We start from the raw sequence: 16,354 nt of genomic DNA, 5'->3' as shown, positions 1-16,354 counted from the left end.
ATACCCCTGAAATATAAACAGTTACCGGGCAGCCATCCACACAGCGACCGCAAACATGTGTTTGCGGCTTGTTTTAGCATTATTACGCTGTGGGGCGTGGTTGTTTAGTGGCGCCCGGAATGGCCGAAACCACCTTCGCCGCGATCGCTCTCGTCGAACGCTTCCACCAGATTAAACTCTGCCTGGACAACGGGCACAAAGACCATTTGTGCGACACGCTCGCCTGGCTGGATAGTGAAGCTGTCCTGGCCGCGGTTCCACACGGAAACCATCAGTTGCCCCTGATAATCGGAATCGATCAGGCCGACAAGGTTGCCCAGCACGATACCGTGCTTATGGCCGAGGCCGGAACGCGGCAGAATCACCGCCGCCAGCGACGGATCAGCGATATGAATCGCCAGGCCGGTTGGCAGCAGCGTGGTGGCACCCGGCGCAAGCTCTACGGCGTCATCAAGACAGGCTCGCAGATCAAGTCCGGCGGAGCCGGAGGTGGCATAGGTCGGCAGTGGGAACTGTTCGCCAATGCGCGGGTCCAGAATCTTAACGTCGATTTTTTTCATCATAACGGGTAACGATCTCGTCCAGTAATAGTTGGCCCAGGAGTTCCTTACGCTCAAGCGGCAGGCGTTTATCTCCTTCTTGCCAGAAAAGATGCAATGCGTTGCTGTCGCTGTTAAAACCTTGATTTGCTTGCGATACATCATTAGCACAAATCAGATCGAGGTTTTTACGGACGCGTTTTTGCCGCGCGTATTCTTCCACATTATTCGTTTCTGCGGCAAATCCTACGACAAAGGGACGGTGGCGGGTCAGCGCGGCCACGCCCGCCACGATATCAGGGTTTTTCACCATTTTTATCGTTAATTCGTCGCCCTGCTTTTTAATTTTTGCATCGGCAATGGCAGCGGCACGATAGTCGGCAACGGCGGCGCAGCCAATAAAAATCTGCTGATTCTGCACAGAAGCCTGCACAGCAGCTTCCATTTCCAGCGCTGTTGTAACATCTACCCGTTGCACAAACGGCGGGGTAGGCAACGATACAGGGCCGCTGATTAGCGTCACATTCGCACCGCGTTTTGCCGCCGCAGCGGCAATCGCAAAGCCCATTTTACCGGAACTGTGATTGGTAATGTAACGCACCGGATCCAGCGGTTCGCGAGTCGGGCCCGCGGTAATCATGATGTTGAGATGTTGCAGATCGTTGACAGGCGAGAAGTGAGTGGCAGCCATGTCGACAATCGTCAGCGGGTCGAGCATCCGGCCTGGGCCAACGTCGCCACACGCCTGACTGCCGCTGTCCGGGCCCCACAACAGAACGCCGCGCGACGCCAGCACGCTGAGATTATGCTGCGTGGCGGCGGCGCGGTACATCTGTTGGTTCATCGCCGGAACGATAGCCACCGGTGATGGCGTCGCCAGACAAATCGTCGACACCAGATCATTGGCCATACCCGCGGCGATGCGGGCAATTAAATCGGCCGTGGCCGGGGCAAGGATGACCAGATCGGCCCACTTGCCGAGCTCGATATGGCCCATGGCGGCTTCGGCAGCCGGATCCAGCAGGCTGTCGGACACCGGATAACCCGATACCGCCTGCAGACTCATCGGCGTGATAAACGCTTTTGCCGCGTCAGTCATGGCGACGCGCACTTCAGCGCCGCGCTCGCGAAGACGACGCACCAGTTCGGGCGCTTTATAAGCCGCGATACCGCCGCTCACGCCAAGAACGATTTTCTTACCGGCCAGGCTCATCATGATTCTTTCCTGTTGGGGTAAACCAGAGTGGGACATTTTATCACAATCCTTTCGCGGTCGTGCGCTTGTGGCGGCTCCACTTTGCGAGGCGCTACGCAAGACGAAAAGAAGCCTGTCGGCGAGCGTGGCGGAGTGTGCCACTCTCTGGCGTGAGGAGACAAAGGAGCAATAATGGAATCAATGGAATACATCATGCCGCGGGAAAAAATGCTGCGTAGCGGCATTGAAGCGCTCTCGGATGTTGAACTGCTGGCGCTCTTTTTGCGTACGGGAACGCGCGGGAAAGATGTCCTCAGCTGGTCGCTGGAACTGTTGCAGCATTTTGGTTCGCTCTATGGTTTGCTGTCGGCGGACAGAAAAGAGATCACCGAGGTGTACGGCATGGGTGTCGCCACATTCGCCCAGTTGAAAGGGATTGCCGAGCTGGCGAAACGCTACTACAACACGCGGGTGCAGGAAACGTATTCGCTCTCCAGCCCGGACATGACGCGGGAGTTTCTGCAAAGCCAGCTGGCGGATGAGGAACGCGAGATCTTTCTGGTGATCTTCCTTGATAATCAGAACCGGGTGATTAAGCACAGCCGGCTTTTTGCCGGGACGTTCAGCCATGTTGAGGTTTATCCCCGGGAAATTGTACGAGAAGCCATCAAAGTGAACGCGTCGTCGCTGATCCTCGCCCATAATCATCCTTCTGGTTTGGCAGAGCCGAGCAAAGCGGATAGAATAATCACGAAAGAAATCATGAAATGCTGTTATTTCATGGATATACGCGTTCTCGACCATCTGGTTATTGGTCATGGGGAGTCGGTTTCTTTTGCGGAACGCGGCTGGATTTAGCGCCGATCGCGCGATCCATCGGGATCTTTGTCTGTTCGGGACTTGAGCACACCGCCGACTCAGCGTATACTACGCCACCTTTGAGAATCTCGGGTTTGGCATTTGGGCCTGGCAATCGGGGGTTCACTAAGAACCGCCATGACTGGGCTTTACAGCCTGACGAGGCGCCAATACCCCATACGAAGCTCGAGCTAATTTGATTTTTGGAGAATAGACATGTCCCGAGTCTGCCAAGTTACTGGCAAGCGTCCGGTGACCGGTAACAACCGTTCCCACGCACTGAACGCGACTAAACGCCGTTTCCTGCCGAACCTGCACTCTCACCGTTTCTGGGTTGAGAGCGAGAAGCGTTTTGTCACCCTGCGTGTATCTGCTAAAGGTATGCGTGTAATTGATAAGAAAGGCATCGATACAGTTCTGTCTGAGCTGCGTGCCCGTGGCGAAAAGTACTAAGTACTTAGAGAGGAAATAAATCATGGCTAAAGGTATTCGTGAGAAGATCAAGCTGGTTTCTTCTGCTGGTACGGGTCACTTCTATACCACCACGAAGAACAAACGTACTAAGCCGGAAAAACTGGAACTGAAAAAATTCGATCCAGTGGTCCGTCAGCACGTTCTTTACAAAGAAGCTAAAATCAAATAATTTTAGTGGATTGTACGAAAACCTCGCTCCGGCGGGGTTTTCTGTTTTCAGGGCCAGGAGAATAAAACCATGCCGGAATTACCCGAGGTAGAAACCAGCCGTCGCGGTATCGAGCCGCATCTGGTGGGAGCAACCATACTGCATGCCGTGGTGCGCAATGGTCGTCTGCGCTGGCCCGTTTCAGAAGAAATTCATCGCCTGAGCGATAAGCCGGTGCTGAGCGTTCAGCGTCGCGCCAAATACCTGCTGCTTGAACTGCCTGATGGCTGGATCATTATCCACCTCGGTATGTCCGGCAGCCTGCGTATTCTCGCCGAAGAAATCCCGGCCGAAAAACATGACCATGTTGATCTGGTGCTCAGTAATGGCAAAGTGCTGCGCTACACCGATCCTCGCCGTTTTGGTGCCTGGTTGTGGACCAAAGAACTTGAAGGGCACAACGTGCTGGCGCACCTCGGGCCGGAACCGCTGAGTGATGCGTTCAACAGCGACTATCTGCAGCAAAAATGCGCGAAGAAGAAAATCGCCATTAAACCGTGGCTGATGGATAACAAACTGGTGGTGGGTGTAGGGAATATCTATGCCAGCGAATCGCTGTTTGCCGCCGGGATCCATCCTGATCGCATGGCTTCGTCGCTGTCGCGGGAAGAGTGTGAATTACTGGTTCAGGCGATAAAAACCGTGCTGCTACGGTCGATTGAACAGGGCGGAACCACGCTGAAGGATTTCCTGCAAAGTGACGGTAAACCCGGTTATTTTGCGCAGGAATTACAGGTCTATGGCCGCAAGGGTGAGCCCTGCCGCGTGTGCGGTGCGCCGATTATCGCCAGCAAACACGCCCAGCGCGCGACCTTTTATTGCCGCCACTGTCAGAAGTGATTATTTGAGTTTTTCCAGCAACGCCTGATGCACGTGAGGGGGCAGGAAGTGGGTGACGTCACCATGATGACGTGCGACTTCTTTCACCAGCGATGACGAAATAAACGACCACTCTTTTGACGGCATCAGGAAAACGCTTTCCAGTTCCGGCATCAGGTGGCGATTCATATGCGCCAGTTGCATTTCGTATTCAAAGTCAGCGACCGCCCGCAGCCCGCGGATCAGGATATTCGCCTGCTGCGCGCGGGCGAAATTGGCCATCAGATCGCCAAACCCCATCACCACGACGTTACTCAGATGTGCGGTCGCCTGCTGTGCCAGCGCGACGCGTTCGTCAAGGTCAAACATCGGCTTTTTGCCCGGACTGGCGGCAATCGCCAGGATCACTGTATCGAACATACAGGCCGCGCGAGTGACGATATCGATATGTCCGTTGGTGATTGGGTCGAAGGTGCCTGGATAGATCGCTTTTGTCGCCATGTTTACGCTTTCTCTGATTCTGAGTAGCCATGGTTCAGCGCCCACAGCCCGGTGTATTTGTTGAAAGTATACTGCGCGTTGACCACCGCCAGTAACCATCCCTGCGCGCCATCCAGCACGCCCCCGCGAATCAGCAGCGTTTTCACAAACGCGCCCAGTGTATGCCCGAAGACACCCGCCAGCGTCACGCGTTTGCCCTTCTGATGGCGTTCCTGCGCCCATGCCGTGGCATAAGCGAGTTGTTTTTGCTGGAAGCTGGCAAAATCGCGGCAGGTCAGGTGGCGCAAATCACCGTTCAGTTCGATGATCGGGGCGCCCTGACAGTCGAGCGATTCGTGTACCTGGTTATCGTTATACTGAAAACGTTCGCGTTCGTACAAGCGTATAACACGATCCGGATACCAGCCGCTGTGGCGCATAAAACGACCCAAGAAATAGTTCTGCCGCGCGATGCTATAGACCGCACCGGGCTGCGGCGAGGCCAGCACCTGGCGCAGAGACTGCTCCAGTTCAGGCGTCACGCGCTCGTCGGTGTCGATCATCAGGACATAATCACCCGTCGCATACGACTGCGCGCGCTGGCGCTGAGGGCCGTAGCCTTGCCAGTCGGTGTGGCTGTATACCTTTACGCCGAGGCTCTGCGCCAGTTCCACGGTATTGTCGCTGCTGCCGGAGTCCAGCAGGATGATTTCATCGGCCCAGCGAACCGAGGCGATGCACTCCACCAGCAGGTCGGCTGCATTTTTTGCGATCATCACCACCGACAGGCGCATGGTCATTAGTGGCTCCGCTGTGGCAGGTAGGGTTGAAGTAACTCCAGCAGACGCGACAGCGCGCCCTGATTCTGGTGTAGCACCTCGACCGCGTGTCGGCCATACCACAGGCGATAATCTTCGTCGGTAAGCAGATTGGCGACCTCTTTAACCAGCGAGGCTTCATCGGTCACGGTGATCAGGCCGTCGGCTTGCTGAAGACGGGCGCAGATATCTTTAAAGTTGAACGTGTGCGGCCCCATCAGTACCGGAATGGCGTGTGCGGCGGGTTCGAGCGGGTTATGACCGCCACGCTCCACCAGGCTACCGCCCACAAACGCGAGATCGGCAATGCCGTACAACAGCATCAGTTCGCCCATCGTGTCGCCAATCACCACCTGCGTACTGCCGGACGGGATCTCGCCAGTGCTGCGCAGGGTGAAGCTCATGCCCGCTTTTTGCACCATCTGACGGGCATCGTTGAAACGTTCAGGGTGGCGGGGAACCAGAATCAGCAGGAGTTCCGGGAAGCTTTTCAGCAGTTCCTTGTGCGCCTGCAGAATAATTTGTTCTTCACCGTCGTGGGTGCTGGTGGCTATCCAGACCTGGCGACGCGGCGCCCACTGGCGACGCAGGGTGATAGCGCGCGCGGCAAGTTCTGGCGTGACGGAAATATCAAATTTCAGGCTGCCGGTAATCGCCAGTTGATTGCGTTTCAGGCCCAGGGAGAGAAAACGGTTGCCGTCTTCTTCGTTCTGCGCGGCGATCAGCGTGATTTTACTCAGCAACCGACGCATGAAACTGCCCAGCTTGCCATAGCCTTTCGCCGAGCGCTCAGAAAGGCGCGCATTGGCGATGACCAGCGGGATTTTGCGCTTATTAAGCGCAGAGATCATGTTGGGCCACAGCTCTGTTTCCATCACGATCACCAGCTTCGGACGCACGGTATCGAGAAAACGGTTCATGGCGCAGGGAAGATCGTAAGGCAGATAAACGTGATGAACGTCTTTACCGAACGCCGACATGGCACGTTCAGAACCCGTTGGGGTCATGGTTGTCACGGTAATCGGCAGGGTCGGATAACGGTGGCGCAGCGCGCGAACTAACGGAATAGCCGCCAGCGTTTCGCCGACGGAAACGGAGTGCAGAAGAATACCCTCCGGCGCCACCTTGTTTTTACAAAAGCCGTACCTTTCGGCCCAGCGTTTTCTGTAAGCGGGCGCTTTCCGGCTGCGTAACAGCAATCGCAACCAGACCAGCGGCTGAATAAGGTAGAGCAGGGCGGTATAAAGCAATTCCAAGAGTGATATCCGTTTTTTGTTTTAGCGGGCAAATTCTAAGCATTTAGCCGGAGTAAAGCTACTCCCTAAATATAACGCTTCAAACGAAAGTACCGACGACCAAGCCGCCAGCGCAGTCGCGGGCTTTTCGCACTCTTCCAGATCAGTGTCCAGATGCCGCGTTCAAAGAACTCCCGAATGATCATCGCCTTTTTCTGTTCGTCCTTCATATTGTCGAAGGTATGAATGATCCCTAACCCTTCTTTGGCGATTTGCCAGTGGCAGGCCGGAATACGGCTGACTTTATCCGGGTAACGCTGGTTGATGGCATCCAGCATTTGCAGAATCTTCATGTAGTGCCGCGCGGAGCGGATCAGCGTGTCGTCGGTGTCGGGTTTATGGGAAACCGAGGCGGAATGGATGTAGTAATCGTAAAACTGCTCGCTGGTGTACTGAACGCGTTCGGCGACCAGCAGCACTTCGGTGGTCCACGGAATATCCTGATGGCGTAAACCGGGCTCGAAGTGGAAATTGTGCTGACGAATAAAGTCGTGGCGATACAGATTCAGCCAGGTGACGTGCAGGAACTTGCGGGAATCCAGCGCCTGTTTCAGCCAGGCCGGGCCGGTCAACACACCGGTGGATGGCAGCTTATCGAGCGGAAAGATAGGGCGCGACGGTTTTTTGTCGTTTTCCCAGACGTAGTTACCGTTGCAGGTGACGACGTCCAGCGTATTCTCCAGCGCCATGTCCAGCAGGCGCTGATACATGCCAGGCTTGAAATAATCATCAATATCAGGAAAAGAGAGGTACTGACCCGTTGCGACCGCGAGACCTGTATTGCGCGCGGCGGAGACGCCCTGATTCTCCTGCTCCAGCACCTGCATGTGCGGAAGCTGCTCGCGCCATTTTTCGACAATGCCCAAAGAGCCATCGGTGGAGCCATCATTAACGATGATGACTTCCATGCTGTCGATGTTCTGCGCAACTAAGCAGGAGAAAAACTGATCTAAAAAAGCCTCGCCGTTATAAACGGCCACAACCACACTCAGCAGTGGCGATGTCGGGAGTTGCATAAAATACCTGATTAATGTTTTTCTGCCAGCGAGAGATAACGCTGGCAAATCGCCTCAATGCTATAGGCTGAAATCGTGGAGTCATCAATGACGGGCGGATGATTGTAGATATCCGAAATCGTCTTCGCCAGACCCTCATCGCTCATTTCCGAGAGCCCGCGCGCCAGTTCGCCGGTGAGTATTTCGGCAGGTCCGCCCGGGCAATGCGTACTTACCGGCGGAGTATGACAGATTATGGCTTCAACCAGAACGTTGCCGAACCCTTCGCAGTCTGAACTGAGCACCAGCAAACGCGCATTTTTAATCCACGGGTACGGATTCGGAACAAAGGCGCTGAAAGTGACTCTATCCTCAACGCCCAGCTCGGCGGCGAGGGATTGTAACCGTTCGCGTTGCCGATCATTGCCGTTTCCCATCATCACCAGTGATGCATCAATGCCGCTTTTCGCCCAGGCGCGCAGCAGGCGGTCATGGCGTTTGTGTTCATGGTAACGACCGACGTGGATGATGTAGTTCTGGCCCTGCATTTCGCATGGCTCCTGCATGAGTTGCTGGATCCTGGCGATATCGAATGGATTATGGATGACGGTCTGGCGCCGTAAATGAATGCCGAGTTGCTGGGTTAAATCTTCCAGCACGGCATTTGAAACGGCCACCACCTGGCTGTTTTCATAGACATGACGAATTTTTGCCTGCTTAAACCAGCGCGATAAACCCCGACGATGGCCGAGGTAGGCAAACGAGAACATGCCGTGGACGCAGTACCAGATTTTTTTGCGATCGAGAACCCGCGTATGCGACACGATGCGATCGGTTTTGTGCAGATGCGAAAAGACGATATCAAATTCGCCCTTTTCCTGCGCTTTGCTGATGGCGTCATCAAGCAGACGGGCACGACGATATAACTCCGTCAGCTTCCGCCACGGCTTTTTACAGCGATCCAGCACAACCTGATAATCAAGCCCTTCAGGAAGTGGGTAATCACATACCTTGCGCAAGGAAAACAGTGAGACCTGGTGACCCATTTCCATTAATCCACGGGAAAGCGTCAATACGGTTTTCTCAGCCCCACCGCCGGGTAAACCATCGATAATCATGAGGATGCGCATCATTAATCCAATAAAGTATGATAAAGCGAAATGAGCTGGCTCGAGAGCCGCTCAGGTGTTGCTTCCTTGACTTTATGTCGGGCATTCATGCCCATATTGTTATCTTTTTCGAGCGCCGGAATGGACATGACCGCTTCGGCCAGTCGCTGGACATCCAGCGCATCGCAAACAAAACCATTGCTATTCTGTTCAACAAATTCAGCGCCACCGCAGGTGGTCGAGGTAATGATCGGTAAACCGCACGCCATCGCTTCCAGAATCACATTCGGAAAGGGATCGTAGAGCGTCGGCAGCAACAAACCATCGGCCATCTGATAAAACGGTAGCGTCTCTTTTTGTACACCGCAAAAAAGAACGCGATCGTGGCAGCCGAGTGTTCTCGCCAGCGCCTGATATTGCTTTTCGGCTTTATCCTGACCGACAACCAGCAGATAGCGGTCAGTTGGCGCGATAGCCCTGATAGCGGCAGCCAGCCCTTTTCTCTCGAACCCGGAGCCGACAAAGCAGAGCGTCACCGCCTCTGCGGGGATGCCGTACTGCTGTCGTAGTGCGAATCTTTGCGCACTTTGCGCCGGAACGAAGCGGTTTGAATCAATACTATTATAAATAACGTGAATTTTATCGGCAGCTACACCGAAATCATCAATAATCTCTTGCTTGATCATCGCGGCGTTGCAGATCACCGCCTTGAGTTCCGGCGCCTGATACATCTCACGTTCTGCGCCCATGACGTAGCGGTGATAGCGATCCCGCAACAGCAACTGACTGCGCCAGCCGGGCAAAATTCGCGTACGTTGCAGCAGCCAGCGACGATGGACGCCATCACCCGCGCGATAAATATCACAGCCCGGAATGCGTTCATGACTTTGTACGATATCGAACTGTTCCGCCTGCCACAGCGCGCGCGCCGCGTGGGCGAAACCGCGCTCACGGCTGATGCGCCCCCATTTGCGTGGGTTACAGATGTGAATATGCCAGTCGTCCTGCTTTTCACCCTGCCATTCGCGGGTGATCACATTGAGTTCGAGATCCTGGTTGCTGAGCGCACTGAGGGCACGGGAGACAAAGCGTTCTGCGCCACCGTCCGGGCGATACTTTTGTCTGACAATCGCCAGGCGATGCTTTTTCATGACAGAAGTCTCCTGGCGGCGTTGACAACCGGCTTGACCGGAATGGCGTCCAGATAGCGTTCTTTCGTGTTGGTATCCACTTTGTCCGGGTCGGGCAACGGGCCAAAATCACCGGCCCAGATCACCTCGCCATTGACCTGCCATGGGCGCCAGAACGTCAGTTTTGATGGCCCGAACAGCGCAATACAAGGCGTTTGCAGCGCGGCTGCCATGTGCATGGGTACGGAGTCCACACCGATAAACAGCGCGGCATGATCGATAATCGCGCCAAGCTGACGCAGGCTGAGCTGGCCCGCCAGCGAGACGACGCGCTCTGCCGGGCTGGCGGCGAGAATGGTGTCGATCATCGCCAGCTCTTTCTTGTCAGGGCCGGAAGTGAGGACAATCGTATGCCCGTCCTGCTGAAGTGCGGTGATGGTTTGCGCCATTTTGTTTTCGTCCCAGCACTTGAAGAACCAGCGGGAAGTGGGCTGGACGACAACGTACGATCCCGTGACACCCTTTTCCGCCAGCGTGGCTTCAACGCCCTGCCAGTCTTCAGCGGAATAGCACATCGAAACGTGAGTCTGCGGTTGAATATGCAGCGGTTCGAGGATCGTTAAATTCTGTTCAACGGTGTGCAGCGTTGTATGGTTTGTCACTGGTGCCAGTCGCGTATGGCAATAACGCCAGAAGGCGCTGCGGCGTTTATTGAAGGCAAAACCGATGCGCACCGGCGCACCAGTAAATCGCGTAATAATGGCGCTGCGCCACTGATCGGCCAGGTTAATGACCAGGTCGTAATGCTGGTGGCGTAAGGTTTTCAGCAACTGCCACTCTTTTGCTAAATGGCCGCGTGTGCCGAGCTGCTTCCATTTGCGGTCAATGCCATAGATACGATGAATATCCGGATGGGCGGCCAGCATATCCCGCGTTTCTTCGTACAGCAGGACGTCAATGCGCGCATTGGGCCAGTGCTGGCGCAGGGAATTGATGACAGGCGTCGTCAGAAGCATGTCGCCATGATGACGTAATTTTATCAACAAAATCCGTAATTCGGGCGTGTTAAGTTGGTTATTCATCATTATCTTATCGGAAGCAATATGCCTGCAATTCTAATAGACCTGCTGCACAGTTGCATCCTTTCTCCTTAATGTCAGTCTTTTCCTGGCGAGTATTTACTCCCACCGGCCCGAGTGCGTAACATAGTATTTATCGGTATGACTAATGAGAACAACATGACCAGACCCGCATTTATCATCACTATTGATACAGAAGGCGATAATCTGTGGCAAAACCATCGACAGATCAAAACGGAGAATGCCCGCTTTTTACCACGCTTTCAGTCACTTTGTGAAAAATTTGGTTTCAAGCCGGTCTGGTTAACGAACTATGAGATGGCGGTTGATCCTACTTATGTTGCGTTCGCTAAGGATGTTATTGCGCGCGGACAGGGTGAAGTCGGGATGCATCTTCACGCCTGGAACAGCCCGCCGGAGTTCGATCTCACGGGTGATGACTGGCGCTGGCAACCCTATCTGATTGAGTTCCCGGATGCCGTGCTGCGGGACAAAGTGGTGTTTATGACGCAATTACTGGAAGAGACTTTCCAGACCAAAATGCGCAGCCACCGGGCGGGCCGTTGGGCATTTGACAGCCGCTACGCGAAGCTACTGATTGAGCTGGGCTATCAGGTGGACTGCTCCGTCACCCCGCGTGTGAACTGGCGCAACGCCAAAGGCGCGCCGCAGGGCAATGGCGGGACAGATTTCCAGCACTTTCCTGATCACGCTTATTTTATGGATGAAAATGCGATTCACCAGCCGGGCAACAGCCCGCTGTTGGAAGTGCCGATGAGTATTCAGTACAAACATCCCGCCTGGCTGAACAGCGTGAAACAGGGGTATGACCGGTTGCGGGGGAAATACCGTTCCCCGTCAGTAAACTGGCTGCGCCCTGCGGGTGGCAATGTGTCGCAAATGATCGCCGTGGCGGAAAAATGCCTCGCACAGGGCAATGATTACGTTGAGTTTATGCTCCACTCCTCCGAGTTTATGCCCGGCGGCAGCCCGACATTTAAGGACGACGCAGCAATCGAAGGGTTATATCAGGACCTGGAACAGCTCTTTGCCTGGCTCGCACAGCGAACGCAGGGAATGACGCTGGCTGAGTATTATGAGATGAAAAAAAACGCCGGTTAATCGGCGTTTTTCCTTCAGACAGGCTGTTTTGCCAGAGAACGAGAAAAGTAAGTACTTAGCGCAAATAGCGTTAAGAAAAACAGTACGGCTTCAGAACTGAGCAGGATGACATCGGTCAGGCCATATAAAAATAAGAACAACGTCGTCGTCAGTAAAAGGGCGTTATTCTTCTTTAACGCCTCAAGAAGCAGGGTGATAAAAAAGAGAAGCAGCAACACAATCCCCGGGATTCCCTGAAGAGAAAATTTTTCGATAAATTCATTATGCAAATGAACTTTGATATACATCATCGATGCGGCCAGATGAGGATGAGTTTTCGTGTAAGCTGCAGTCCATTCAATACGATTTTCTTGTGACTGACCAACGGGATGGTTAAGCCCATTTTGCAACCCAACTGTCCACATCGAAAAACGCGCACCCAATGATGTTCTGTCCTGACCCTGTTGGAACTGAGTGATTTCCCGCATCGTTTGGTCAACTTTGGGTTTGATAAACGGCTTGTAACTGATAACGCCAAGCGCTGCCACAACACACAGAAAGACGATGGCGGATTTGATATGAATTTTTCTGAAATGATACAAGGTCATTAGTACCGCAAGAATGAGATACAGCCCCATCGCCGCGCGAGTACCCGTTAAGAGAATCGTAACGTAAGAGAGCAGGATGACGAATCCGGCCAGCAGGTAGGTTACGGTTTTTGCCTGTAAAAACAGGGCAAAAACAAAAGCAAGTGACAGCACAGAATACACATACGCCGAAAGCGTTGCACGATCTGTCGCCATGGTGACGCGACCAGCACCATGCGATGCCTGCCAGAAGGCATAGCCAGTGGCAATGATTAAGCCCAGACCAGTCGCTAACAGGAATGCTGTCCTGAAGGAGATGTTGCTAACGTAAACTTTAAAACGATCGAGATAAAATATTAAAAAACTACCAAGGATGATTTTCTTACTGGAATCAAGGTACTCGTTATAAAAATTCATCCCTTTGTCAGGATATTCATAGGCAAAATACCATCCAAGGTTTAGTAAGCCAATCAATAAAACAGGATAGGCGATACTGAACGGACGGAATGCGACATTTTTATTTTCAAGCAATAAGCCAATTATACTGGCATAGACGCCAAAATAGAAAAATTCTCGTTGTTTCCCTGAGTTAACAAGAACCAGAGCCAGGGCCACTAAAGTAAAAAATAGTGACAATTGGTAAATTCGTAGTTTTACTTTTTCCATAATGCTGTAATAGCCCTTTTTTTGTAACTAAACCGAACATCTTTCGCCAGGAAAAACTTAAAGGAATATAACTGAGCTACCCTGCTTTTTACGATCTTAAATTGTGACGAATTGAGTCGCTGTTTATGATTGGTGTAAATATCCAGCCAATGGCAGTTGATAAGCGGAGAAAATTCGTCAGGAAATACCTGCTCCATGTCCAGGGTGCAGTTAACCAGATGTGTGATTTTTGTTGGCGTCAGCGCGCCAGATAAGCTCCCTTGATTTTTTATATAATAATAATGCCCCTGTCTCTGGAAGTAGATCTTCTCCGAATGGCGTAGTATTTTAGGGAAGACGGCAAAATCCTCATAACAGGATATCGGTGGTACTGGGAACTGTTTATAAAGATCCCGATGAATAAACTGCCCACCCAAATGTGCCTGAAAATCTTTATGGATCAGGAAACGACGAATAGCTTCTCTCGTTGTCAGTTGGATGGGAGAAAAACCATGCCATTCATCCGTAACTCTGTTGATATCGCGAACTTCGAGTAAATGCGTCAATAGCATGTCTGGCTGTTGCTCTTGCAGAAAAGCGATCGCATCTCGCAAACTGCCGGGCTTAAGCAAATCGTCGCTATCGAGCATCGTAATGTACTCGCCTGAAGACAAAGAGATCGCAAGTTGGCGCACTTTGCCGACGTTACGGTACTCCACGCTTTCACTACGCAAAGAAGGCAGACGCTGGCGCCAGCTTTCAATAATCTCCTGAGTACGATCTTCGGAACTGTCGTTGATAATAATAACTTCGACATCATTAGCGGTATCGATTGCCGCACGTAGACTTTCCAGGGTAGCGGTAAGCGTTTTTTCACTATTATGGGCGGCAATGATGACGCTCAGAAATGCCATATGAATCAGATTCCATTTTCGGAAAGAGGGGCGGGCGCACTGACGGAGACAGGCAATGAACGGACAAACTGCTGTAGTTGAGCTAACGCTTCATCGCTAACGGCAAACAGCGCCTCACGATCTATATGAAAGAAATACCGCGTCTCAAACACATAAGAACAAATATTTTCGTCATCGCCTATCAATAGCGTTTTGCCTAAAGGACGTTGCTCATAATGGCAACAGGGGCCGAAGAGTAGCACGACGGGGACGCCGACGGCATCGGCAATATATACGTTGCCGGAATCTGAGGCGATGTAACAATCCATCTTTGAAATAGTGAATGGCGCGTCTTCCAGGGGAAGCAGCCCGAGCAGGCTGATGATGTTGTCAGGCTCCCCGTCGAGATGCCGGTAAAGATCGTCCAGCCAGGGCTGCTCGTCGTCGGTGCCAAAAACGTAAAATACGCAGGGCAAGTCAGCGAGCGCGTCAAAAATGCTTTTCCAGGTAGCAGGCGGGACGGTTTTGGCACGATTCCCGGCTGAGATGCTGATCCCGATACGGATGACGTCTTTCTTTTCCAGGCTTTCCGGCCAGGCTTTGGGCATATACAGCGGATGGGTCGCGTGTTTGGGAACATCCTGCCAGCTCAGCGTGCGGTCTGCCAGTTGCAGGTAATTCGTGACTGACAGCGTGCGCTTGCCATGTTCAATCACGCCGTCTGCGGCGGCGTAAAAAATACCGTGATACCAGCGACGGGTATAAATACTCAGAAACTGCTTATTTCTGGCATTGCAGACCGCGGCAAAAAACAGGTTCGTACTGTTGGGTTGCAACAGGTAGACGTTGTCATAGCGGTTCATGATGTGCCAGGCAAAGCGGAATTTGGCGAACAGATTGCGCTTGTGCAGGCCAATAAGGTAAATGGTATCAATGGTGTCGTCGCGCTCGGCCAGCGGCGCTACACCCCGGCTGATAAGAACATCACTTTTCTTGAGGTAGCTGAGCAGCGGCGTGGCGTTTACAAAATCGCCAATTTTCGCGGTCTGAATAACGAGGTTTTTGCCCGTGTCTTTGCGAAACAGTTTACCCAGTAACTTTACCGGGAGAAAAAGGATAAACAGAAAGACATAGCTCATTTAGCTGTCTTCCCTGTCAACGCATCGCAGGTTGCCCTGTAAAGCGGTAAAAATTGCATCGGCCGTGATATCTCCCATATTGCGGGTCGGACTTACCATTTGTTGTTGGTTCTTACCATATCCGCCAATGAGCCCAGGGTCCGTTGGGCCAAACAGCGTGATATTGGGGCGATCGAGCGCCGCGGTGAGATGGCTCAGCCCCGTATCGACCGAAACCACCGCCTGCGCGCCCGCCAGGGTGGCAGCCACCTCGGCTAATGACAGCTTCGGTAATACTTCAACGTAGTCGAGACCGCTTGCGATTCGCTCCGCCCGTTGATGCTCATGTTCTGCACCCCAAGGGAGTTTAATATGTAACCCGGTTGCTTGCATCCGTTCTAAAAGCGTTCGCCAGTGCGATTCCGGCCAGTGTTTGTCGTCACGCGTGGTGGCATGCAGGAAAACAACGTATGGCGGCTGCTTTTCATCGCTATTTTTCAGGAAATGCTGAGCGATTGCGTAATCACCCTGCGTCTGTGGTTTGTGATACCCCAGGCTGCTGGCAAACAGTTCGCGGGTGCGCTCCACCGCGTGCTGCTGTTTTGCAATATGATGGCGGCGATTATAAAACAGGCTCGCCAGCGGTTCGCGCGCCGTTTGCCAGTCCATCCCGTGTTTAACGCCACGCGCCAGCCGGGTCACCAGGGCGGCGCTTTTTACCAGCCCCTGCGCATCAATCACCGCATCATATTGAACATGCTGTAGCTGCTCGCGAAAGGCCTGTCTTTCCTGCCTGATGGCGGCGGAAAACCAGGCTTTTCGCCAGCGGCGAATGGCCACCGGTATGACGCGATCCACCGCCGCATGCCAGGTGGGGATTTGCGCAAAGCCCTCTTCCACCACCCAGTCAAAACGGATCCCCGGAATGGCAAGGGCGGCATCAGTGAGCGCTGGCAACGTGTGCAGCACATCGCCCATGGAGGAGGTTTTGACAATCAATACCCGCATCCG

Annotated in this window: 18 protein-coding genes; 5 read left to right on the top strand and 13 right to left on the bottom strand. The window is 53.2% G+C overall.

Annotated elements, in window-relative coordinates; genetic code table 11:
* Nucleotides 1-104: 104 nt before the first annotated feature.
* Nucleotides 105-563 (bottom strand): dUTP diphosphatase, encoded by a 459-nt coding sequence (dut, locus tag AOY23_RS01265; RefSeq protein ID WP_054178045.1) that lies wholly within the window; start codon nt 561-563, stop codon nt 105-107.
* Nucleotides 541-1,752 (bottom strand): bifunctional phosphopantothenoylcysteine decarboxylase/phosphopantothenate--cysteine ligase CoaBC, encoded by a 1,212-nt coding sequence (gene coaBC / locus AOY23_RS01260; protein ID WP_054178143.1) that lies wholly within the window; start codon nt 1,750-1,752, stop codon nt 541-543. The genes dut and coaBC overlap by 23 nt, the downstream gene beginning before the upstream one ends.
* A gap of 174 nt (nt 1,753-1,926) precedes the next feature.
* On the opposite strand from coaBC, the gene radC reads away from it, so the two are divergent.
* The 4 genes from radC (at nt 1,927) to mutM (ending at nt 4,114) form a co-directional block, all read left to right on the top strand.
* On the top strand, nt 1,927-2,592 hold the full coding sequence (gene radC / locus AOY23_RS01255; protein ID WP_054178044.1) for a RadC family protein: 666 nt from the start codon (nt 1,927-1,929) through the stop codon (nt 2,590-2,592).
* A gap of 216 nt (nt 2,593-2,808) precedes the next feature.
* Complete coding sequence (gene rpmB / locus AOY23_RS01250) at nt 2,809-3,045, top strand: 50S ribosomal protein L28 (RefSeq protein WP_002436699.1); 237 nt, start codon at nt 2,809-2,811, stop codon at nt 3,043-3,045.
* A 22-nt stretch (nt 3,046-3,067) separates the two neighbouring features.
* Nucleotides 3,068-3,235, top strand: coding sequence for a 50S ribosomal protein L33 (rpmG, locus tag AOY23_RS01245; RefSeq protein WP_003024094.1), 168 nt, complete (start codon nt 3,068-3,070; stop codon nt 3,233-3,235).
* Nucleotides 3,236-3,304: 69 nt separating this feature from the next.
* Entirely contained in the window at nt 3,305-4,114 is an 810-nt protein-coding gene (mutM, locus tag AOY23_RS01240) for a bifunctional DNA-formamidopyrimidine glycosylase/DNA-(apurinic or apyrimidinic site) lyase (protein WP_054178043.1), read from the top strand.
* On the opposite strand, the gene coaD is transcribed toward mutM, so the two are convergent.
* The 7 genes from coaD to rfaQ all read right to left on the bottom strand — a co-directional run bounded on the left by coaD (nt 4,115) and on the right by rfaQ (nt 11,008).
* Entirely contained in the window at nt 4,115-4,594 is a 480-nt protein-coding gene (coaD, locus tag AOY23_RS01235) for a pantetheine-phosphate adenylyltransferase (protein ID WP_054178042.1), read from the bottom strand.
* A 2-nt stretch (nt 4,595-4,596) separates the two neighbouring features.
* Entirely contained in the window at nt 4,597-5,373 is a 777-nt protein-coding gene (locus AOY23_RS01230) for a glycosyltransferase family 2 protein (protein WP_054178041.1), read from the bottom strand.
* Nucleotides 5,373-6,647 carry a lipid IV(A) 3-deoxy-D-manno-octulosonic acid transferase gene (waaA, locus tag AOY23_RS01225; RefSeq protein WP_054178040.1) on the bottom strand — a complete coding sequence of 425 codons (1,275 nt, stop codon included), beginning with the start codon at nt 6,645-6,647 and terminating at the stop codon, nt 5,373-5,375. Before waaA ends, AOY23_RS01230 begins: the two co-directional genes overlap by 1 nt.
* 65 nt (nt 6,648-6,712) lie before the next feature.
* Entirely contained in the window at nt 6,713-7,702 is a 990-nt protein-coding gene (locus AOY23_RS01220) for a glycosyltransferase (protein ID WP_054178039.1), read from the bottom strand.
* An 11-nt stretch (nt 7,703-7,713) separates the two neighbouring features.
* Complete coding sequence (locus tag AOY23_RS01215; RefSeq protein ID WP_054178038.1) at nt 7,714-8,811, bottom strand: glycosyltransferase; 1,098 nt, start codon at nt 8,809-8,811, stop codon at nt 7,714-7,716.
* A 2-nt stretch (nt 8,812-8,813) separates the two neighbouring features.
* Entirely contained in the window at nt 8,814-9,941 is a 1,128-nt protein-coding gene (locus AOY23_RS01210; protein WP_054178037.1) for a glycosyltransferase family 4 protein, read from the bottom strand.
* Complete coding sequence (rfaQ, locus tag AOY23_RS01205; protein WP_081005593.1) at nt 9,938-11,008, bottom strand: putative lipopolysaccharide heptosyltransferase III; 1,071 nt, start codon at nt 11,006-11,008, stop codon at nt 9,938-9,940. The genes AOY23_RS01210 and rfaQ overlap by 4 nt, the downstream gene beginning before the upstream one ends.
* A gap of 150 nt (nt 11,009-11,158) precedes the next feature.
* On the opposite strand from rfaQ, the gene AOY23_RS01200 reads away from it, so the two are divergent.
* Nucleotides 11,159-12,121 (top strand): polysaccharide deacetylase family protein, encoded by a 963-nt coding sequence (locus AOY23_RS01200; protein ID WP_054178035.1) that lies wholly within the window; start codon nt 11,159-11,161, stop codon nt 12,119-12,121.
* A 14-nt stretch (nt 12,122-12,135) separates the two neighbouring features.
* Here the strand turns inward: AOY23_RS01200 and AOY23_RS01195 are convergent, their stop codons facing one another.
* The 4 genes from AOY23_RS01195 to rfaC are packed head-to-tail and all read right to left on the bottom strand — an operon-like array spanning nt 12,136 to nt 16,351.
* On the bottom strand, nt 12,136-13,353 hold the full coding sequence (locus AOY23_RS01195; RefSeq protein ID WP_054178034.1) for an O-antigen ligase family protein: 1,218 nt from the start codon (nt 13,351-13,353) through the stop codon (nt 12,136-12,138).
* Nucleotides 13,341-14,246 carry a glycosyltransferase family 2 protein gene (locus tag AOY23_RS01190; RefSeq protein WP_054178033.1) on the bottom strand — a complete coding sequence of 302 codons (906 nt, stop codon included), beginning with the start codon at nt 14,244-14,246 and terminating at the stop codon, nt 13,341-13,343. Before AOY23_RS01190 ends, AOY23_RS01195 begins: the two co-directional genes overlap by 13 nt.
* Nucleotides 14,247-14,251: 5 nt before the next feature.
* On the bottom strand, nt 14,252-15,364 hold the full coding sequence (locus AOY23_RS01185; protein ID WP_054178032.1) for a glycosyltransferase family 9 protein: 1,113 nt from the start codon (nt 15,362-15,364) through the stop codon (nt 14,252-14,254).
* Entirely contained in the window at nt 15,365-16,351 is a 987-nt protein-coding gene (gene rfaC / locus AOY23_RS01180; RefSeq protein ID WP_054178031.1) for a lipopolysaccharide heptosyltransferase RfaC, read from the bottom strand.
* Nucleotides 16,352-16,354 lie beyond the last annotated feature (3 nt).

This window comes from Trabulsiella odontotermitis (genome assembly GCF_001297775.1).
Taxonomy (GTDB): Bacteria; Pseudomonadota; Gammaproteobacteria; order Enterobacterales; family Enterobacteriaceae; genus Trabulsiella; species Trabulsiella odontotermitis.
This window is presented reverse-complemented; position numbering and strand designations above follow the sequence as displayed.